At 48.4% G+C, this 20,113-nt stretch carries 23 protein-coding genes; 16 read left to right on the forward strand and 7 right to left on the reverse strand.

Translation table 11 applies throughout. From position 1 onward, the window contains the following. Positions 1-135: 135 nt before the first annotated feature. A complete protein-coding gene (locus tag ACY652_RS00620; protein ID WP_462265986.1) occupies positions 136-531 on the forward strand; it encodes a response regulator in 396 nt (131 codons plus the stop codon). A 1-nt stretch (position 532) separates the two neighbouring features. On the opposite strand, the gene ACY652_RS00625 is transcribed toward ACY652_RS00620, so the two are convergent. The 3 genes from ACY652_RS00625 to ACY652_RS00635 form a co-directional block, all read right to left on the reverse strand. Further along, positions 533-754 carry a PspC domain-containing protein gene (locus ACY652_RS00625; protein ID WP_462265987.1) on the reverse strand — a complete coding sequence of 74 codons (222 nt, stop codon included), beginning with the start codon at positions 752-754 and terminating at the stop codon, positions 533-535. A gap of 1 nt (position 755) precedes the next feature. After that, a complete protein-coding gene (locus ACY652_RS00630) occupies positions 756-2,042 on the reverse strand; it encodes a DUF2851 family protein (RefSeq protein ID WP_462265988.1) in 1,287 nt (428 codons plus the stop codon). A gap of 188 nt (positions 2,043-2,230) precedes the next feature. Beyond that, the gene (locus ACY652_RS00635) at positions 2,231-2,938 is read right to left on the reverse strand and encodes a basic secretory protein-like protein (RefSeq protein ID WP_462265989.1); all 708 of its coding nucleotides are present in this window, start codon (positions 2,936-2,938) and stop codon (positions 2,231-2,233) included. Positions 2,939-3,062: 124 nt separating this feature from the next. Here ACY652_RS00635 and ACY652_RS00640 point away from each other — a divergent pair, with 124 nt between their 5' ends. The 3 genes from ACY652_RS00640 to ACY652_RS00650 are packed head-to-tail and all read left to right on the forward strand — an operon-like array spanning position 3,063 to position 5,645. After that, positions 3,063-4,133 (forward strand): M20 family metallo-hydrolase, encoded by a 1,071-nt coding sequence (locus ACY652_RS00640; protein ID WP_462265990.1) that lies wholly within the window; start codon positions 3,063-3,065, stop codon positions 4,131-4,133. Continuing rightward, positions 4,134-4,715 (forward strand): GNAT family N-acetyltransferase, encoded by a 582-nt coding sequence (locus ACY652_RS00645; protein ID WP_462265991.1) that lies wholly within the window; start codon positions 4,134-4,136, stop codon positions 4,713-4,715. A gap of 15 nt (positions 4,716-4,730) precedes the next feature. Continuing rightward, on the forward strand, positions 4,731-5,645 hold the full coding sequence (locus ACY652_RS00650; RefSeq protein WP_462265992.1) for a DUF72 domain-containing protein: 915 nt from the start codon (positions 4,731-4,733) through the stop codon (positions 5,643-5,645). Positions 5,646-5,832: 187 nt separating this feature from the next. Here the strand turns inward: ACY652_RS00650 and ACY652_RS00655 are convergent, their stop codons facing one another. After that, entirely contained in the window at positions 5,833-8,400 is a 2,568-nt protein-coding gene (locus ACY652_RS00655) for a zinc-dependent metalloprotease (protein WP_462265993.1), read from the reverse strand. Between the two features lie 224 nt (positions 8,401-8,624). Here ACY652_RS00655 and ACY652_RS00660 point away from each other — a divergent pair, with 224 nt between their 5' ends. Genes ACY652_RS00660 through ACY652_RS00675 form a run of 4 tightly spaced genes read left to right on the forward strand, consistent with a single transcriptional unit; the run spans position 8,625 to position 11,431 of the window. Next, positions 8,625-9,671, forward strand: coding sequence for an AI-2E family transporter (locus ACY652_RS00660; RefSeq protein WP_462265994.1), 1,047 nt, complete (start codon positions 8,625-8,627; stop codon positions 9,669-9,671). 53 nt (positions 9,672-9,724) lie between these two features. Then, a complete protein-coding gene (locus tag ACY652_RS00665; protein ID WP_462265995.1) occupies positions 9,725-10,432 on the forward strand; it encodes a pseudouridine synthase in 708 nt (235 codons plus the stop codon). After that, positions 10,432-10,854 (forward strand): hypothetical protein, encoded by a 423-nt coding sequence (locus ACY652_RS00670; RefSeq protein ID WP_462265996.1) that lies wholly within the window; start codon positions 10,432-10,434, stop codon positions 10,852-10,854. Before ACY652_RS00665 ends, ACY652_RS00670 begins: the two co-directional genes overlap by 1 nt. Before the next feature lie 16 nt (positions 10,855-10,870). Next, positions 10,871-11,431: a hypothetical protein gene (locus tag ACY652_RS00675; protein WP_462265997.1), complete on the forward strand. Its 561-nt coding sequence runs from the start codon at positions 10,871-10,873 to the stop codon at positions 11,429-11,431. A gap of 55 nt (positions 11,432-11,486) precedes the next feature. Here ACY652_RS00675 and ACY652_RS00680 read toward each other — a convergent pair whose 3' ends face one another. Beyond that, a complete protein-coding gene (locus ACY652_RS00680; RefSeq protein WP_462265998.1) occupies positions 11,487-11,846 on the reverse strand; it encodes a DUF6249 domain-containing protein in 360 nt (119 codons plus the stop codon). 111 nt (positions 11,847-11,957) lie between these two features. On the opposite strand from ACY652_RS00680, the gene ACY652_RS00685 reads away from it, so the two are divergent. The 6 genes from ACY652_RS00685 (at position 11,958) to ACY652_RS00710 (ending at position 17,307) form a co-directional block, all read left to right on the forward strand. After that, entirely contained in the window at positions 11,958-12,506 is a 549-nt protein-coding gene (locus ACY652_RS00685; protein ID WP_462265999.1) for an RNA polymerase sigma factor, read from the forward strand. Positions 12,507-12,510: 4 nt separating this feature from the next. Continuing rightward, positions 12,511-12,912: a hypothetical protein gene (locus tag ACY652_RS00690; RefSeq protein WP_462266000.1), complete on the forward strand. Its 402-nt coding sequence runs from the start codon at positions 12,511-12,513 to the stop codon at positions 12,910-12,912. 217 nt (positions 12,913-13,129) lie between these two features. Continuing rightward, positions 13,130-14,848, forward strand: a complete 1,719-nt coding sequence (locus tag ACY652_RS00695; protein WP_462266001.1) for a carbamoyltransferase family protein — start codon at positions 13,130-13,132, stop codon at positions 14,846-14,848. A 3-nt stretch (positions 14,849-14,851) separates the two neighbouring features. Continuing rightward, complete coding sequence (locus tag ACY652_RS00700) at positions 14,852-15,820, forward strand: glycosyltransferase family 2 protein (protein ID WP_462266002.1); 969 nt, start codon at positions 14,852-14,854, stop codon at positions 15,818-15,820. A 92-nt stretch (positions 15,821-15,912) separates the two neighbouring features. Continuing rightward, positions 15,913-16,194, forward strand: coding sequence for a DUF3072 domain-containing protein (locus ACY652_RS00705; RefSeq protein WP_462266003.1), 282 nt, complete (start codon positions 15,913-15,915; stop codon positions 16,192-16,194). Positions 16,195-16,320: 126 nt separating this feature from the next. Continuing rightward, a complete protein-coding gene (locus ACY652_RS00710) occupies positions 16,321-17,307 on the forward strand; it encodes a glycosyltransferase family 9 protein (protein WP_462266004.1) in 987 nt (328 codons plus the stop codon). Positions 17,308-17,320: 13 nt separating this feature from the next. Here ACY652_RS00710 and ACY652_RS00715 read toward each other — a convergent pair whose 3' ends face one another. Further along, complete coding sequence (locus tag ACY652_RS00715; RefSeq protein ID WP_462266005.1) at positions 17,321-17,737, reverse strand: BLUF domain-containing protein; 417 nt, start codon at positions 17,735-17,737, stop codon at positions 17,321-17,323. A 144-nt stretch (positions 17,738-17,881) separates the two neighbouring features. Here ACY652_RS00715 and ACY652_RS00720 point away from each other — a divergent pair, with 144 nt between their 5' ends. Next, positions 17,882-18,601, forward strand: a complete 720-nt coding sequence (locus ACY652_RS00720; RefSeq protein WP_462266006.1) for a pirin family protein — start codon at positions 17,882-17,884, stop codon at positions 18,599-18,601. A gap of 3 nt (positions 18,602-18,604) precedes the next feature. Next, positions 18,605-18,913, forward strand: a complete 309-nt coding sequence (locus ACY652_RS00725) for a hypothetical protein (protein WP_462266007.1) — start codon at positions 18,605-18,607, stop codon at positions 18,911-18,913. A gap of 150 nt (positions 18,914-19,063) precedes the next feature. On the opposite strand, the gene ACY652_RS00730 is transcribed toward ACY652_RS00725, so the two are convergent. After that, entirely contained in the window at positions 19,064-19,882 is an 819-nt protein-coding gene (locus tag ACY652_RS00730) for an energy transducer TonB (protein WP_462266008.1), read from the reverse strand. Positions 19,883-20,113: the final 231 nt, after the last annotated feature.

Genomic DNA, 20,113 nt, shown 5'->3' on the forward strand with positions numbered 1-20,113 from the left:
TGATATAGCTACCCGCGATAATTAAATTAGTTGCTTTAAAATACTTTTTTGGTACCTGGTAATCAAGTAGCTGCGAATTACATCAATGTGGCATACATATTGAACTGAAAGTGATATAACTATTCATTCTGTTAAATGAAAAAGCGAATTCTGGTTGTTGATGATGATGCAGGTATAGTAGAAGCCCTGAGCGACATGCTCGATATTTATGGCTTTGAGGTGTGCACTGTACAGCGCGGCGATAAGGTTTTTGAAAACATTGTTAATTATAATCCCGACCTGATCCTGATGGACATTATGCTGTCGGGCATGGATGGCAGAACCATCTGCCGCGCCTTGCGCGCTATTGACAGTACCAGTAAAATTCCGGTTATTTTAATTTCAGGCGGTAATTACGAAACGGTAAGCACCATGAAGCAAAGCTTCGCAGCCGATTTTATTCAGAAGCCATTTGAGATGCATGACCTGATCGAGCGGATAAAATATCAGCTTTCCATTGCAGAACAGGCAGACATCAAAACCGCCAGTTAAACTACAGATCAGATACCCGGGTATGTATCCGCTTGATGTAGTTGCGTACATCCAGCACAATACCTGCACAGAAATAGAACACAATCGGGAAGCCTACCGCTAAAAACGAAGAATAGATAAAGAATAACCGGATTTTGCCAATGGAAATATTCAGTTTTTCGCCCAGGTAGGTGCAAACACCAAAGGAATACCTTTCAAAAAATGTCAAAATTCGCTGTAGCATATCAGTATCTGTTTAAAATATAATTTCCGATGCCGCATTGCAGGCACTTTTTAAAGTCACAATAGTTATTCTTCAGTTCAAGCAACGCCTGTGTATCAAACGCATTCTTTGCCTGTACCCCTAATGCCCGGTAGCCGCTTATAATGGTATTACTTTCAGGCTGCAGGCTTTCCAACAACTGTAAGCTCCTGTCAATGTACTTTTGCTGCCCCTGATGCTTTCCGTAGGTAAACATCGTTCGGGCAACGGTATTCAATACGATATTTTCTATTGATGCAGCCCCCATGGTTTTAGCAACAGGCGCAGATGCGGTGTCAAACCGGTAATGGCTGCTCCAATATTCATTGATCTGCAAATTAGCAAAAAGTTTTCTCAATACGGCAGGCTCATCAGTTTCCAGTATTTTTGAAAACAAATGATTGCTTTGCAAAACAAGCGCCGCAAACTGCGCCAGCCGGATAGTGGGGAAGTTTTGCGGCCTTAACCGCAAATATTTCCACAGGTGCTTTTCCAGTGGCGCCAGCCGGTGTTTGTGCTGCAAGTAAGTGTATTCCTTTTTTAGCTGCCGGGGATAATCATCCGTAAAATCATCTTCCAGCATTCCGGCCTGCCCGAAAATCAGCGCCTCAATCTGCAGGGCGTTATCTTTATGCTTGGCTAAAATTACCTGGGGCAGCGAGCGGGCCAGCAGTTCGAAAGGCAGCGCATTGATATTGAACCCGAAATTAGAGGCCAGCAACTGGTAAAAGGTTTCCTCCCAGTTGCCTTTGTTTTGCTGCAGCCAGCGCAGTACCAGCTCCGAGCGCCTTTCCAGCCGCTCAATTAGTGTACGCGTAAGCTGGCTTTGTTGGGTAAGCGCCGGTACTATCCCGATGCTGCCTTCGCAGGGAATAAACGTTTTGGGCTGATATACCAACTGATGGTACCGGCCATACAAATCCGGCGACACGCGCCCCTTCAGCGCCAGGGTTGGCAACCGGCGGCCCGGCGGCATTTCTACCGGCTGGTCGTCCTCGTATACCACGTGCAGTATCACGTTCCGGTAAGCTTCATCCGCAGTGTGCTGGTGCCGGCTCCAATCGGAAGAAGCAATATGGATCTCCACATTGCCGGCCCACACCGTATCGCCCACTTTAATACGGGCGTTCTGAAAATCGGGCCCTGCATTGGTGTTGTGCAAACCGGGGGCTATTACTTCAATGCTTTCGCCTTCAACGGTTTGCAGGTGCGCATGGTCATACAACTGGTATCGCCATACATAGTGCAAAAAGTCTTCGGTGAAAAGCATGTGAACAAGATAATTGAAAATTATTCAATCATCAATAACTTAAATTCAATGTTGAATCTTGTATTGGATATGACTTATACTTACATGGCACATACCCCTCCCTGCCCTCCCGGGGAGGGACGAAACTTAGGAGTTTAAAGAGTGGCGTATAAATTTCAACTGCCCATTCCCATTCATTGATCGCCGCCTTAACCTGCAATCCCCGCGTCGGCATCGGGCGTATTGGTAAACAACAGCGGACTGGCCTGATAAGCCGCCCACAGTTCATCCAGCGTTTTGCCGGTAATTTGCTTCCAGCTATCGGCGGTATACTTATGATTGCGCAACTGGCTGTCTAACGCCTTTACGGTACCTTTTTTAACCCGCTGCTCAATCCACAGCAGAAAACGCGCCGTAATGCGGTAGCTGTTCTCATACTTTTGCGTGGCTTTGTAGGCCGGCAGTTTCCAGTTGGCTGCTTTATTGTTTATACCGAACTGCTGGCGGGCGTAATCAGCTATGCCTTCGGTAAGCCAGCCCGGCCCTGTGCTTTCGCCGTAATCCTGCACAATGTGCATACCTTCGTGGGTAACCACATCGATGTCCTCCGGGTGCAGGTGCAGCCAGCGCGAACTGATCAGGATGTGCGCATTGCCGGTTTCGGCAACGCCTTTGTACGCGGTATCAATTTTTATATCTACCACTTTGGCGGTATGCTTATTAAAAGCCTTGGCCAGCCTGGGGTAAGTATCAAAAAAGGTGTTGATGATGCGCTGCTGCTCCTGCTGCGGCAGGCTGGCATCATTGTTACTAAAAGTTAAGGTATAACCCGCACGTTTAATAGTTGCCGGTGGTTGGGCTGAAGCTGCCTGCAATGCCAAAAGGCTGGCTATGGCCAGGCCGGATATTTTTTTCATGTGTTGATATTAAGCCGGTGAAAGCGTAAATATAATAAGCTTTGCGTATAACCGCCCATTACAAATGACGACATCCCTAATTTTGATGTATTTTTGCCTTATCCCTTAGTTGATAAGGCGCCCTATGATTGATATTGATACCAATAACTTATATAGTCAAGCCGTTGCCCTGCTGAAGCAGCTGATTGCCATACCCTCTTTCAGCCGCGAAGAAAACGTTACGGCTGATACCATTGAGCAATTCTTACAGCGGCAAGGTGTTAAAACTTATCGTAAGCTGAATAACATCTGGGCTTATAACGCCTGTTATGATGCCCATAAACCTACCATCCTGCTTAACTCGCACCACGATACGGTTAAACCCAATTCGGGCTATACCCGTAATCCTTTTGAAGCTACGGTTGAAGGCGACACCCTGTATGGGCTGGGCAGTAACGATGCCGGGGGGCCGCTGGTAGCGCTCATCAGTACCTTTCTGCACTTTTACCACCAAACCGGCCTTAAATACAATTTTTGTTTAGCGGCAACCGCCGAAGAAGAAACATCGGGCGTAAACGGACTGGAGCTGGTTATTCCTGACCTGGGGCCGCTGGAATTTGCCCTGGTAGGCGAACCCACTCAAATGCAGTTAGCCATTGCCGAGCGCGGCCTGATGGTATTGGATTGCACCGCCTACGGCAAAGCCGGCCACGCCGCCCGTAACGAGGGCGAAAACGCGATATACAAGGCGCTTGCCGATATGGAATGGTTTCGCAGCTTTAAGTTCCCGAAAGAGTCGGAGCTGTTTGGCCCGGTACAAATGTCGGTTACCATTATCAACGCCGGTACGCAGCACAATGTGGTACCCGCCAGCTGCACCTTTACGGTGGATGTACGCGTAACGGATGCTTACCGTAACGAGGAGGTGCTGGACATCATCCGCAGTTATGTAAGCTGCGAGGTGAAGCCGCGCTCGGTGCGGCTAAAGCCCTCCAGCATCAGCAAGAACCACCCGGTGGTGCAGGCCGGGTTAAAACTGGGGCGGCATACCTATGGCTCGCCTACCACTTCGGACCAGGCCCTGCTGGATATCCCTTCCCTGAAAATCGGCCCCGGTGATTCGGCGCGTTCGCACATGGCGGATGAATATATTTTGCTCAGCGAAATCAAAGGAGGTATTGAATTGTATATTCAACTACTGGAAAGCATTATTTAAATGAAGCCCGATTTACAGCCGGTATTATCCAACAGTATAGTTACGCTTCGCCCTTTACAGGCCGTTGACGAAGTGCTGCTGCAGCAGGTAGCCAACGAAAAGGAATTGTGGACTTACGGTTTGGCCGACCTGAGCCGGCCCGGCGAACTGCATAAATACATTACCAAAGCCATAGCCGACCGCGAAGCCGGCCATTGCGCCGTATGGACGATTTACGACCACAAAAGCAACCAGGTAGCCGGTTGTACCCGCTTGTTTGATATTGACCGGAAGGACGAGCGCGGCCAGATTGGCGCCACCTGGATTGGCCAGAGCTGGCAGGGCACCGGCCTGAACCAGGCCATGAAGTATGAATTGCTGACCTACGCCTTTGAGGTATTGCAACTGAACCGTGTGGAGTTTAGGGTGGATGAGCGCAATATGCGCTCAAGGGCGGCCGTGCAGCGCACCGGCGCGCATCAGGAAGGCATATTGCGCCAGCACATGAAAACGCACGACGGCTACCTGCGCAATACCGTATTTTACAGCATACTCAAAAGCGAGTGGCCGCGCATCAGGCAGAAAAACTTTACCCATTATTAGCAGCTTACCTCTTGAATGGAATTTGGTAAAGTAAGGCCTGAACAGTTAGCTGCTATTGATTTCTCCCTGCCGCCCGACCCGGAGATGACCACAGCCGTGCTGGCTTCGGCTAAGCCGGTGCAGCAGTTACAGGTATATGTGGGCTGCCCAACCTGGGCGCATAAGGAATGGAAGGGGTTTTTATACCCGGCCAAAACCAAGGATACCAATTACCTTACCGAGTACGCCCGGCAGTTCAACAGCGTTGAGCTCAATGCTACCTACTACCGCATTTTCGACGAAGCGGCTATCGGTACCTGGCGTGAGAAGGCGGCTATCAATCCCGGATTTAAGTTTTGCCCCAAGTTCTCCAGGAGTATCAGCCACGTGCGGCGATTAAAAAATTCGGGCGACTTAACTACTGCCTTTTATGAAGGCATATTAGCTTTCGGGCCGCACTTAGGCCCCTTATTCCTTCAGCTCAGCGATTCCTTTACGCCGAAAAGCTATGCCGATTTAAGAAGTTTCCTGGAAGACTTGCCAGTGGACGTACCGGTATTTACCGAGCTGCGCGATGAAGCCTGGTTTGCCGACCACCGCGCACGCGATGCGGCCTTCGGGCTGATGCATAATTTGAACATCGGCGCTGTTATTACCGATACGCCCGGCCGGCGCGATTGTGTGCACCTGCACCTGTCTACGCCCCACGCCTTTATCCGCTATGTAGGGAATGACCTGCACCCTTCTGATTATTTGCGTATGGATGCCTGGGTGGAGCGCATCGGCCAGTGGCAGCAGCAAGGTTTGCAGAGCGTCCATTTTTTTGTGCATCAGCACGATGAGCACACCACGCCCTTAACCGCCGATTATTTCATCCGGCAGCTCAACAAGCACCTGGGCCTGAATGTGAAGCGGCCGCATCTGACCATGCCGGAACAGAAGTTGTTTTGAAGAAAATGCCAACTCAAATAGTACGTTATTGCGAGGTACGAAGCAATCATCAGCATTCAGAGCCGCTTGCATGGCTGACCTGTGTAGTCGAGGATTGCTTCGTACCTCGCAATGACGCGATATATAAAGCTAAAGCCGCTTTGTCGGGACAAAGCGGCTTTAGCAAAAAATCACAATTAAAAAAAGCTTACGCCTTCGGATCGAGCGCTTTGGTGATGCGGTCTGACAGATCCTGCAAATGATAGCTGGTCATGCTGTCGGTAGTGTTCGGCAGCGAGGTTCTGATCATGGCATTAATGGCACGTAGCTGCGCTTTAGCTACTGATACGGCATCCGTTTGTTCCATTTCGCGTTGCTGTGCGTTGCCGCCGCGGCCACCAAATGCTACTACCGTAGCTGAGGCCTGCGCAGGCGGATTAACGATATCCATCAGTTTATCCACATACAGCTTCTGCAGGTTACGGCGGTATACATCCACCGGCTGGTTCGATTTCAGCTCACGGAAGATACTGCCCTGCATGTCGGCAAAAAAATCAGTGATCTTGTAGGCCTTCTGCCCCTGTGCGGCTTCGGCGATCACCAGCTTGTTCAGCATGTGCGGGGTAACCAAACGGTTCAGCACCGCATCCTGGCTGCGGTAAACCACCTGTACCGGGTTTTGGCCGATGTCGTTTAATATCTGCTCGTTCAGCATCCAGGTTGGAGTGGTAAACAATTGCTTATCTAAAAACATCATGGCCTCGTGCTGCGTAGCCGCAGGGGTATATTCATACACCACGCCGCTTTCCTCTACCGTTTTAGGGTTCTCATACACGCCGCCGATATTTTTGCTTACATGCCCCATGTAACGGTTAAACTGGCTGCCTATCTGGCCGTACATATTCTCCAGGTTATTATAACCCTCGTTCGATTCTTTGGTCCAATCCGGCAAATTAGTTAAAATGCGTTTCAGGTTTTTGATACCGTAATCGCTGGCCAGCATGGCGTTGTCGCTCAAATCCTCACTTTGCGAATGCGGGTCATCAGGATTGCTTTCGGTACCAAACCACAGGCGGCGGTTCTTCATCGCTTCAACGGTCATTTTGTTCAACACCGGCTTTTCCCATTCTGCGCCTTTATCGTCAGGAAACACGCGGTATCCCCAGTCGATGGCCCATTTATCATAATCGCCAATGCGCGGGTATAAGCCCTTTGAATCGATATGATCTTCGGGCTGTGCTACATAGTTGAAACGGGCATAGTCCATAATAGATGGCGTATGGCCGTTGGCTTCTACCCAGGCTTTGTCGCGCAGCTTTTCTACAGGTACGGTGGAGCTGGAACCAAAATTATGACGCAAGCCCAGGGTATGGCCCACTTCGTGGGAGGATACAAAGCGGATCAGGTCGCCCATCAGCTTGTCGTCAAACGTCATTTTACGGGCACGCGGATCAACGGCGGCAGTTTGCACCATGTACCAGTCATGCACCAGTTTCATTACGTTGTGGTACCAGTTGATATGCGTTTCCAGTATCTCGCCGCTGCGCGGATCAGAAATATGCGGGCCGCTGGCGTTTTCGGTTTCCGAAGGTTTGTAAACAATTACCGAGTGGTTGGCATCATCCAGGCTCCAGGTGGTATCCTGCTTGGTGGTAGGCGCCATTTTAGCCACGATGGCATTTTTAAAGCCTGCCTTTTCAAAGGCTTTCTGCCAGTCGTTCACGCCGGCAATCAGGTAAGGCACCCATTTTTTAGGCGTGGCCGGGTCAATATAATATACAATCTGCTTTTTAGGCTCTACCAGTTCGCCGCGCTTGTATCTGGCCATATCTCCCGGTTTTACTTCCAGCCGCCAGCGGGCTACCAGTTGTACATCTCTAATGCCCTGCGGGTTTAAATCAAAATCGGTATAGCCTGTGGTAAAATAACCTACACGCGGGTCAAAGTAACGGGCCTGCATGGGTACGCGGGGCAGCATCAGCAGCGAGGTGTTCAGCTCCACGGTTTCAGAACCGTTGCCTGCACCGCCGGCTGCCGCCGGGGCTGGGGTTGGTGTACCGCCCCGGCCGAACGGCGAAGCGGCTGCCAGACTATACGTTTTTACCGTGCTGATCTCTACATTATTAGAGAACGGCCTTACATTTTCAATATAGCTGCGGTCGGCCAACAGGTTACCCAAACGGATGCGCTGCTTGGCCTGCGGCGAGCTGAAAAAGAAGATATCGTTATCGCCGTTGATATAATCCGTCATATCAATCACGCTGCCTTTTTCATCGGGCGAATAAGCTGCAATGTTAAATGCAGCAGCAATGGCCTGAATGTTGGAGCGCTGCACCGCCTGGTACATAGATTTTGTACTGTCGGGGCTGTAGGTACGGTAAGATATCTTGCGTAAGAAGATACGGTTGCTGGGCCCTTTTTCGAAGCGGATCACGCTGCTGCCAATCTGGTCGCCTGCATAACCGTCGGCCTCCCTCACCTGCGCACCGGCGCGGGAAATGCGGCTCACCACCAGAATCTCGCGGTTGAGCACACTATCGCCAATTTCAAAATAATAGTGGTCATCTACCTTATGGGTTTTAAACAGGCCCCTGCGGGTTACCGCCTTTTCGGTAATTACCGATTTGTAAGGCCGCGGCTGGGTGCGCTGCGCCGAGGGGTTACCCGCAAATCCGCCGGGTAAAGCGGTACGGCGGGTGGTGGAGTCGGGCCGGGTTTGGGCCACCGCTCCTGCCGCCAGTACAGATAATAGTACCGGAAGTATAATTTTCTTCATCAATCAATAATTTTTTGTCCTAAGTTATAAAAAGCCAAAACAGACCAAACATTATAGCTAATATGTTACAGTAAAAAAATCAAAACAGCCGTGTTTCAGGACGAAAAGTTAAGGTTAGTGCATTAGATGCCTGTTTGTTTCTGGCGCAGAATAAGGATTGTATTTAAACATTTCTGATATTTGTTTTTTTACTGACACATAAATACTGCCGAACCCGCCCCCGAATGGAAACCAACAATTATAAAAATCACACCTACAACGAATACTCCTATGTGCAGAAAGTGTGGATAGCGCTGGGAAGCGTTGCGCTGCTCACCATACTTATATTCATCCTTAAAGCGGCATTCGGCGTTTTGCTGATGGTGCTGGCCGGAACACTCATTGCCACCTATTTTCATGGGCTGGGAGATATTATACAACGCTACACCAAAGCCAAACGAAGCATTGCCATGACGGCAGCCGTATTGATCACTTTGGCCATTGTGGCATTGCTGTTCTGGTTTCTGGGTACCAAGATTTCTGCCCAGGCCAGTACCATTAGCCGCGATATACCGGCACTGGTGAATAAAGCGGAAGCCCAGCTGCGTACTACCGACATCGGTAAAAAGTTCGTGGACAACTTTTCGGGTACGGATTCACAAAAGAAGCTATATACTACCGCCCAGAATTTTTTCAGCACCAGCTTTGGCGTGGTAGGCGATCTGTATATCATCATCTTTATGGGTATCTTTTTTTCTGTAAGCCCGGATCTGTATAAGAACGGCATCATCATGCTCATTCCGAAGAAAGCCCGGCCTGATGCGCAATGCATATCCGACCGCATTACCCATACCTTAAAGGCATGGCTTAAAGGTATGATGCTGGCCATGCTGATCATCGCTACCCTAAGCTGTATCGGCCTGACCATCATCGGCGTACCGATGGGGCTGGCCTTAGCGGTGTTTGCAGGGCTGCTTAACTTTATCCCCAACTTCGGGCCGGTGATTGCCATGGCGCCCGCGGTGCTGATTGCGCTTACCATGAGTTTTAATACCGCACTTACGGTGGCTATCCTGTACATTTTGATACAAACACTGGAAAGTAACATCATTACGCCCACTATACAAAAGCGCATGATCAACATCCCGCCCGCAGTATCGCTGATCGGCCAATTGATTATGGGCAGCGTTTCGGGTGCGCTTGGTATTATACTGGCGGTACCGCTGATTGCCATATTAATGATCATCATTGACGAGCTGTACGTAAAAAAGCAAAACCTCAAAGCTGAATGAGTAAACATCACCCATACGCTTTTTATTTACTGTTCGTCTACTCCTACCTATAAATGCTGGACATACTTTACCAGGACAATGAGCTGATAGCCATCAACAAACCGCATGGTTTACTGGTTCATCGCTCCCCTATAGCCAGTGATGTGCAGGTATTTGCCCTGCAACTGCTGCGCGACCAGCTTGGCCGGCCGGTTTACCCCGTGCACCGGCTCGACCGCAAGACGGGGGGCATCCTGCTCTTCGCTTTAGATAAGGAAGCCGAGCACCTTATGCATCAGCTTTTTGCAGCAAGAAAAGTAACTAAAAAATACCTGGCCATTGTACGTGGCTATACAGATGATACGGGTGAGATTGACTACCCGCTAAAAAAGGAAAACGGCACCTTGCAGGAGGCATTTACCACTTACAGTACGCTGTACCGGGCCGAGTTAGATGTGCCGCTGGGTCAGCACGCCACTACCCGTTACTCACTGGTAGAAGCGGTGCCCGCCACAGGCCGTATGCACCAGTTGCGGCGGCATTTTGCACACATTCTTCACCCCATCATCGGCGACCGGCCGCATGGCTGCAACAAGCAGAACCGCCACTTTAAGCAAACCTGGCAAATGGATACCATGATGCTGCATGCCTCGCACCTCAGTTTTGTTCATCCTGTTACCAATCAGGCGGTACAAATTACCGCGCCGCTGCAAGCCGAATTCAAACGTGTAATGCAACTGATGGGCTGGCCGCAAATAACAGAACCTATACCTACTGCCTGATGGAAACAGCACAGGAAATTTTTAACCGCTACTTCAGCAAGGATGTTATTATCCATAATCAGGAGGATTTTGAACGTCTGGTGATACTACCGGCCATGGAGGCGTATGCCCTGCAGCAAGCACAGCTGACTTTTGCTGCGGCGCGGGAGATAGATGCAAAAACAGGTAACCGGCGTTTTGCAGGTTTTGAAGAATACCGGGCTGCCCAACAAACTCCGGCCGAAGAAACAGATGAAGAAACAGATAATAAAAGGAGTATTATTGAAAATGTAGCCGACTCAATATTACCTCAGTATATTCCGGCTGATTCGGCTGTTACAACCTTATCATTCAGCTTTACAACCGAAGGCAGCCGGTATACCGCAACTTATGGTAAAGATGCAGCTGGTTACTGGCAGTTTGATACTTACTTTACAGAATAATCACAAATTGTTAATTATGAAGTATATTATCATTGCAGCATTAGCTTTATTGTTTACAGCCTGCAGGCAGCAACCCAAAGCAAAGCAGATGCCTGCAGCAAAGAAAAAAGAGCATACAACGCCTCCCCCTGCAGCAAATGTATCAACTGCACAAGATGCGGCTGACGATAATTCCCATTATGAGTTTCGCCGTTATCTGGTAACTTCCGCAGCGGATACAGCGGTACAAGTTATTAGCCAAAAATCAGCCATCGTGGTTGCGCCCGACAGCCTGCAGGTGGTGCAAATGGTAAAACAGTATGGTGCAGAGGATTTTACTACCATTGCGGATGATAACGCTAATTACCAGTCGGCGGCAGAGGAATTTTTGCGGAAGAAGCCGGTTGCATTAGTTACCCCGGCAAAACGTTATATCAAATTGGCGGGCCTGCATAATACCTACCTGATTGATACCAAAGCCAAAGTTGCAAACGGCTGGTTTACCTTGTTCTTTAAACCTGACAGCCCGCCCCTCATCGCCGATATGACCGATATTGAAACGGCTTACCAGAATTACTTTGAGCGTTCGCCAATGTAAAGTAAGCATTAACTGCCGTACGGAAAGCAGAGCCTCCGCACAGCAGTTTATGAATTTATTCTTGGCTGTATAATTCCTTTTTGATTTGGTTACGGGTTAACCCGTAGTAAACCAAAAAGCCTATAGCTACGCATACCGCTTCAATACCAAACGGCAGGGTAGAATCTGACTGGTAGGGAATATACTGCAACAGTATCAGGCCGATGCCGCCAAAAAGCAGGATCAATCCCCATTTTAAGGTATCAAACTTCAGGCTGGCTGCCGAATTATTAAGCAGCTTTACAGAATTCTCATCTACATGCCCTGCGCTGATCAGCCTCATTTTTACCCGGTGGTTAAGTATCGCCTGTATTATCAATAAAAATCCTCCTAAAATTGAGGGAATTACTACCATTGCGGTGATGTCTGCATTCATGATATTTCAAATTTAAATGTTTATGCCCCATTAGACTGCGGCCCGGTTATAAATGTTGCAGTTATTTTCACTGCAACATTTTTGTAGCTGCGCTGGTCTAACGCTTTATCAATGTATACCGAACAGCAATTAATAGCGCGTATTTTACAGGGCAACCTGCATGCCTTTAAGCATCTGGTTCATCAGCACGAAAAGCTGGTGAGGCACATGGTGAACCGGCTGGTGCATAACGAGGCTGATGCGGAGGATATTTGCCAGGAGGCATTTATAAAGGTATACCGGCACCTGGCATCGTTTAAAAACGAAAGCAAGCTGAGCACCTGGATTGCCCGCATTGCCTACAGTACCGCAATTAATCATTTAAGAAAATCGCGCCTGGACATCATCAGCAGTGATGCTGTTGAGCAGCAGGATCACCTGTATAAAACCACCGAAACGCCTGAACACATTTTAAACAAAAAAGATACTGCCGTTATTGTTCATCAGGAGATAGCCAAATTGCCGGTTAATTACCGCACGGTACTTACCTTATATCACCTCAATGAATTTAGTTACGAGGAGATTGAGCAAATTACCGGGATGCCCGAAGGCACGGTGAAAAGTTACCTGTTCAGGGCACGTAAATTGTTAAAGGACAAATTGAAGAACTTATTGGTTTAAAGCAATGAAAGAGATGGATGATAAAGAGTTGCAGCAGTTTATAGAACAGCAGTTAAAGGATGATGCCGCTTTAAATACCGGTTTAACCAAGGATGAACATGCCTACCTGCTGCTGTTTGATGCGCTGCACCAGGAACCGGAATTAACTACGGAAAGCCGGCTTGCAGACCGTGTATATAACCAGCTTGCCGAAAGCCAGACCAAAGCAGAAAGCTTTAGCTATAACCTCACGCTGTGGGTACTGGGCGGCTGCGCCTTACTGTTTACGGTGGCTGCGCTGCTGGTGCTCAGCCCCGCAACCATTGCACTGGTGGTATCTAAAGCCAAAATATTGCTGTTCCTTATCGGTGCGGTGTGTGCTGTAGAATATGCCGACGGCAAACTGCTCAGGCGAAAGCTGGCATAGTGCGCTTTAAGAGATAAGTTAGCAAAACCCGACTATAAATTTAGGGTGAAGCGGCCTGAATTGTACAATTCAGGCCGCTTTGTTATGATGAATCATTACATCCCATGAACATGGGGTACCTTTACTGCAACTTAAACAAATCAAAAACTTTTAAGCCACCTGTTGCTTTACAGGAAGGTAAAACAACACATCTATTTATAAAAATCTACCTGCACCCATGTACACTTTAGGTATTAATGCAGCCTTTCATGATACGGCCGCATGTTTAATTAAAGACGGCCAGCTGTTGGCCGCTGCGGAAGAAGAACGCTTTACCCATTTTAAGCACGGCAAGCGCCCGGTGCCCTTCTCTACCTGGGAACTGCCCTTTCATGCCATTGATTACTGCCTGAAGGTAGCTGATATCCATATTAATGATATTGACCATGTGGCCTATTCCTTTGACCCCTACCAGTTAATTGGTGAAAAATATAAAGGTAAAGGCACCATCGAAATTCCTTTCGAGCCTACCACCGACCCGGTTAATGCCGACTGGCAGAATGTGTGGGACCCGCTGTTTTTATCGTCCATGATAAACGCCGTAGGTCAGTTGAACGATGGTTACCCGCATCACCTGCAGAAACGCTTTATAGGCGCTAATATTCCGCGCGAAAAATGGCATTTTGTAGATCACCATATTGCCCATGCGGCCAGCGCCTTCAACTGCTCGCCATTTGAGCGTGCCGCCGTTATGACGGTAGATGGCCGCGGTGAGCTGGCCACCACCACTTACAGCATAGGCAACGGGCAGGATCTGAAGCGCATTGGCCAGGTAAACTTTCCTAACTCTTTAGGCCTGTTATATGAAGAAATTACCACCCACCTGGGTTTCCTGCATTCCTCAGACGAGTACAAGGTAATGGCCCTGGCCAGCTATGGCAAGCCGGAATTTGTGAAGGATTTTCGTGAGATCATCAAAACAGGGCCTAACGGTCAGTTTACCATCAGCAACAAAAACTTTACGGAGCGTTTCGGGCCGCAACGCCTGCGCCACGAGGAGTTTACCAGCCACCACTTTAATATTGCCCACTCTTTGCAACTGGTGCTGGAAGAAACATTGCTGGAGATTGCCGACTGGTTATTTAAAGAAACCGGCGAAGAAAACCTGTGCATGGCCGGCGGTGTAGCGTTAAACTGTGTAGCCAATGCCCGCCTGCGCGATAAGGGGCCGTTTACCAACATCTGGGTGCAGCCCGCCTCAGGCGATGATGGCACCGCTTTGGGTGCTGCCCTGTGGATAGATGCGCACCAACGCAACAGCCAGACACGCGATTTTGTAATGGACCACTGCTACTGGGGCCCTGAATATAGCGATGAGGAAATTGAAAAGTTTATGAAGTGGGCTAAAGTGCCATACCGTAAACTGGAAAACATTGCAGAAGAAACCGCCGACATTTTAGCGCAGAACAAGATCATCGGCTGGTACCAGGGCCGTATGGAGTTTGGCCCACGCGCATTGGGTAGCCGTTCTATTTTGGCCTCGCCCATCAGCCCGGAGATGCAGCAGCGGCTGAATGAGGTGAAAGACCGCGAGGACTTTCGCCCGGTGGCACCGGTAGTATTAGAAGAAGAAGCGGCCAACTGGTTTGAGAATGCCGGCTACTCTCCCTTTATGCTGTTTATATATGATGTGAAGCCAGAAAAGGCCGACCAGATACCTGCCGTGCGCCATACCGATGGCACCGCCCGTATACAAACCGTAAACGAAAGTCAGCACAAAAACTATTACGATTTGCTGAAAGCCTTCCAGCGCAAAACCGGGGTGCCGGTACTGGTGAATACGTCTTTCAATACCCTGGGCAAACCCATTGTGTGTACCCCTCGGGATGCCATTGAGTGCTTCTGGACTTCGCCCTTTGATGCGCTGGTCATCGGTTCGTTTGTGATTGAAAAATAAACCATGCTGCTTATTAGTGTGGTAATACCTACCTGGCAGCGCCCCAGGCTGTTGCAAAACTGTTTGCGGGCGCTGTCGGGCCAAACGCCTGGCGCTGATGATTTTGAGATCATTGTAGTAAGTGACGGGCCCGACCATGTAACTGCTGCCGGCTTACAGGATTGGATAGCCGAAAACCCCATATATCACCGCTTCCTGCCCATGCCAAAAAAGAAAGGCCCGGCGGCGGCGCGTAATTATGGCTGGCAACATGCACAGGCACCCCTGGTTGCCTTTACCGATGATGATACCCTGCCCGATGCCAACTGGCTGAACGCTTACCTGCAGCAATGGGACGGCCGGGAGCAGGCGGCCTTCACAGGTAAGGTGGTCGTGCCGCTCGAAGCCCGCCCCACTGATTTTGCCCGTAACACCGCCGGCCTGGAAACCGCCGATTTTGTAACCGCCAACTGCGCCTGTACCAAAAAGGCGTTACTGCTTACCGGCGGTTTTGATGAACGTTTTGCCATGGCCTGGCGCGAGGACAGCGATCTGCACTTTAAATTATTGCAGCACCACATCCCCCTTACAAAAAACGAAAGTGCGATAGTTGTACACCCGGTACGCGAGGCACGCTGGGGCATAAGCCTTAAAGAGCAAAAGAAAACCTTATACAACGCCTTGCTGTACAAAAAATTTCCGGATTTGTACCGGGCGCATGATAATGCAAAACCGCCGGTACTGTATTACCTGATTATAGTATGCGGCTTAGGGTGCCTTGCCTCGCTCCTGCCGGCACCGCATCAACCGGCAATCATCTTTTTTGTGGCCTGGCTGGCGCTTACCTTGTGGTTTACTTATAAGCGGTTAAAAAACAATGCGCTCACCTTTAGCCATATCACCGAAATGCTGTATACCTCAGCACTGATCCCCTGGCTATCGGTGTACTGGCATTTTTACGGACTGGTTAAGTTTGGCACCTGGTTTATATAAGTTATCCACAACTCGTATAAAAGCTAATTTTTTTAGCATTTTTTGCATCTATGGCACTAATATTGTTTCATCAACAGTAAACACATACAACTATGGCAAAGCAACATCAGGATGAAAATGAATTGTTTGATGCAAATGATAATGATGCATCAACCCCTACCAATAACAACGAAAAAGGCTCGAATGCGGTGAAAGACCCGAACGAGTGGACCACCGGCGCTGAACCCATGACCGGCGCGCAGGAATCCTATCTGAAAACTTTATCAGACCAGGCCGGTGAGGAGTTTGACGACTCTTTAAACAAAGCCGATGCTTCCAAGAAAATTGACGAGCTTCAGCACAAAACCGGCAGAGGCATAAGCGACAGCGAATAATTTACGGTGATCGTATAAAGAGCTTACCGGCTATAATGCAGGTAAGCTCTTTTTTATTTTTCAAAAGTTAACCGCTGTTACATCAACCTTATCTTTTATAATTGCCTTTTCGTTTTAAAACTCACTATGCCTTTACCATCTGCTGCTATTAACAGGATTGCCATTTACCGCACGCTTCAACTGGGCGATATGCTCTGCATTATTCCGGCAGTACGCGCGTTGCGCAAAGCCTGTCCCAATGCGCATATCACCTTACTGGGCTTACCCTGGGCGAAGCTGTTTGCAGAACGCTTTAATAACTATTTTGATGAGTTTGTGCATTGCCCCGGATTGCCCGGATTGCCGGAGCAACCGTTCAGTCCGCCCGAAACTGCGGTCTTCTTTCAAAATTTTCAGCAGCAGGAATACGACTTGTTGCTGCAAATGCAGGGTAATGGTACGGTGATCAACCCCATGATGGAATTTTTTGGAGCCAAGTACCTGGGGGGCTTTTATACGCCCGGAGATTATGCACCCAATAAAGATTACTTTGTGCACTACCCCGATGCAGGCCCCGAACCTGAGCGGCACGTAAGGTTGATGGAATTTTTAGGCATACCCGCGCAGGGCAATGAACTGGAATTTCCGTTAACTGCTGCTGATGAAGCAGAATTTAAAGCTTTACAGTTAAATGTTGAACCGCAAAAGTACGTTTGCCTGCACCCCGGCTCGCGTGGCGCGTGGCGGCAATGGCCTGCCGCTTACTTTGCGGCACTGGCAGATTATGCCTTTGAGCAGGGCTTTCAGCCGGTAATAACAGGTACACAAGCAGAAATGCCGATTGTAGAAGAAGTAATGCAACACATGAAGTATCCGGCTGTTAACAGTGCAGGCCATACCACCCTGGGGGCTGTTGGCGTGCTGATTAAAAATGCAAAGGCATTAATTTCCAACTGTACCGGGGTATCGCACATGGCATCCGCGTTTAAAACGCCCGGCGTAGTGATCAGTATGGATGGCGAGCCGGAGCGCTGGGCGCCTATCGATAAAGCTACCCACCTGACCATCGACTGGACCAAAACCCCTGATTATAATTTAGTGCTTGAAGCCGCCAAAACAATACTTAGCCGTTAATAAACGGCTGCACTTACATACGGTTAGTTTCGGCAAATACTTTAAGCATTTGTACCAGCGGCTGCTTGTTGCCCTTGTTGGTTATCGCTTCATGATCTTTAGCATTGATATAACCTTCAAATTCGGCCAGTTCAGCGGCGTCTGCCGCTTTAAAGCCCATTGACCAGTCGGGAAACTGCCGCTCCTTGTTTTCTCCTTCCGTAAGTTTGATGATATTTTTATGCCGCTCGTCGCTTAAAATAGATTCATATGTGCGGCTCACCCGCTCACTATCACCTTCCAGCAGTTGTATAAAAGTGCCTTCACTGTACAACAACATGCCGGTTAATCCATTTTGCTGATTGTTGCGGCGGCTTGTATTGAGTAGCGACAATAGCTCGCTTTGGTTCATTAAATGGGTAGCGGTACTCAGGTAGACGATATATTTCATGGTTAAGAAAGCTGAGAATATAAACTCAGCAAATGTTGGTGGTCTATAATTTTATTTACACTTATTAAATGATTTAAAACAGATTTTGTGTGAAAACAAAAACTTATATCTAAATTAGATGTTTAAACACATATTATTAAAATCATGATGTCAAACACAGTATTACACCCGGCCGAAAGCCGTGGCCATGCCAATCATGGCTGGCTTGATAGTTACCATAGTTTTAGCTTTTCCAGTTACTATAGCCCTGAACGCATGCATTTTGGTGCGCTGCGTGTGCTGAATGACGACCAGGTAAGCGGCGGCATGGGCTTTGGCAAGCACCCGCATGATAATATGGAAATCATCTCCATCCCCATTGAAGGCGACCTGGAGCATCAGGACAGTATGGGCAATACGGCGGTAATCCGCAAAGGCGATATCCAGGCCATGAGCGCCGGTACCGGTATATTTCACAGCGAAAAGAACAGGAACCCTAATGAGCAGGCCAAGTTTTTGCAGATATGGGTTTACCCGGACCAGCTTAACGTAGCGCCCCGGTATGACCAGATCTCCCTTAACCTGGAAGACCGGCATAACCGGCTGCAGCAGATACTATCGCCCAGCGCCGATGATGACGGGGTGATGATCCATCAGAACGCCTGGTTCCACATGGGTAAGCTGGATAAAGATGTTACGCTTGATTATACACTAAAAGCCGAAGGTAACGGCGTTTACTTTTTTGTGCTGAATGGCGATGTAAGTGTAAACGGACAAGCGTTGCACCGCCGCGATGGTTACGGCGTATGGGAAACCGATAATTTTAAAATTAATGCCGACAGCGATGCAGAGCTGTTACTGATGGAAGTACCCATGCAATATTAAACCATGACAGATACCCTGCATATACTGATTGCCGGCCGGCACTGCGAAATTGTGCCTACCCTGGTACGCTTGCTGAACAACACCAAAGGCTGGCAGCCTGTGGGTACACTCAGCAACCAGGAAACCGTAGCCTGCATGGATGCGCAGGCGGTAGACGTGCTGCTGTTAAGCAGCGGGCTAAGTGGCGAGGATGAGTTGCAATTACGCGAACACCTTACAGCTACACACCCCAAAGCGGTAACCATACAGCACTACGGCGGCGGCAGCGGATTGTTAACGGCAGAAATATATGAGGCGATAAATAAGCCATAACCTGCCCGGATTTGCAGCAGTACATCAGCTCATGATTACTCTACCGGCATTTTTTGACCTTTTAACATACTTTTTACTGCTTTATACTGCAAAAGGCGCTTATAATAGCGCCTTTTGCAGTATAAAGTTTAGGTTTGATAAGCGTTGCCCTTAATTCATTTGAAAATTTATGGGCAGCGTATAGCGTACCCGTACCGGCTGGCCGCCCTGCATACCGGGTTTCCAGGCCGGGGCAATTTTCAGCACCCGCAGCGCTTCATCGTCCAGTAAATTTTCAACTCCCTTTGATAAAGTGATATTTGAAATTTTGCCATCCCTTTCAATCACAAACGTGATGAATACCTTTCCCTGCGCTTCTGTATCCGGGTAACGCAGGTTGCGCTGTAAAAATTTATTCCAGCCTGCCATGCCGCCTGCAGGTTCCGGCATTACGTCTACGCCATCGTATATCTTTTTGGTGTCAACCGGATCACCGCCGCCGCCCGGCGTTCCGGCAGCCGATGGCTGGGAATCGATAATTGCCTTTGTAGGCTCGCTGTTTCCTTTATTATCGATGGGGCCGGGGTTAGTGATTTCAGTTTGCCCTTTAAGCGGCACATCAGGTACAATTTGATTAGTGGGCGTTGGCACAAGAAACTTATCTATGTGCACATTTACTTTGGGTGCTTCTGGTTTCGCAGGTTTCACCGCTTTATGGATACGCTCCTCCTTAGGCTTTGCCGGTGGTACGTATTTGTGTATTTCAACTACGGTAGTGTAATACTTCGGTGGTTCTGCCTTTTCAGCCTTTGGCCATACTTTAATGAGCAAAATACCAGATGCAAATATGGCTACAGTAGCGGCCATAGCCCGCATGGCATACTGCCCGGAATTTTTACGCAATTCATAAGCGCCGTAGCTTTTGTTACGGTTGGTAAATACAAGATCGAGCCACTCGGTTTTGTACAAATCAAATTTGGTGTTAAGCATATCAGTCAAAATTAAGTTTTAATTATACCACTAAAATAAAATTTTATATTTTAATGTTTTAACAAAATATAATTTTTATAAATAAGATATTTAAGCTCTAAAGTTTGCACCATTAACTTAAGAAAACATAATAAACTTTAACAAATTTTCAACTACACAAAATTTAATTCTAAAATGAATACCTTATCAAACAATTATAACTATCGATTAAGCATAAATAAAAATATAATT

Source organism: Mucilaginibacter sp., from assembly GCF_965200995.1.
In the GTDB taxonomy this organism is placed as follows: Bacteria; Bacteroidota; Bacteroidia; order Sphingobacteriales; family Sphingobacteriaceae; genus Mucilaginibacter.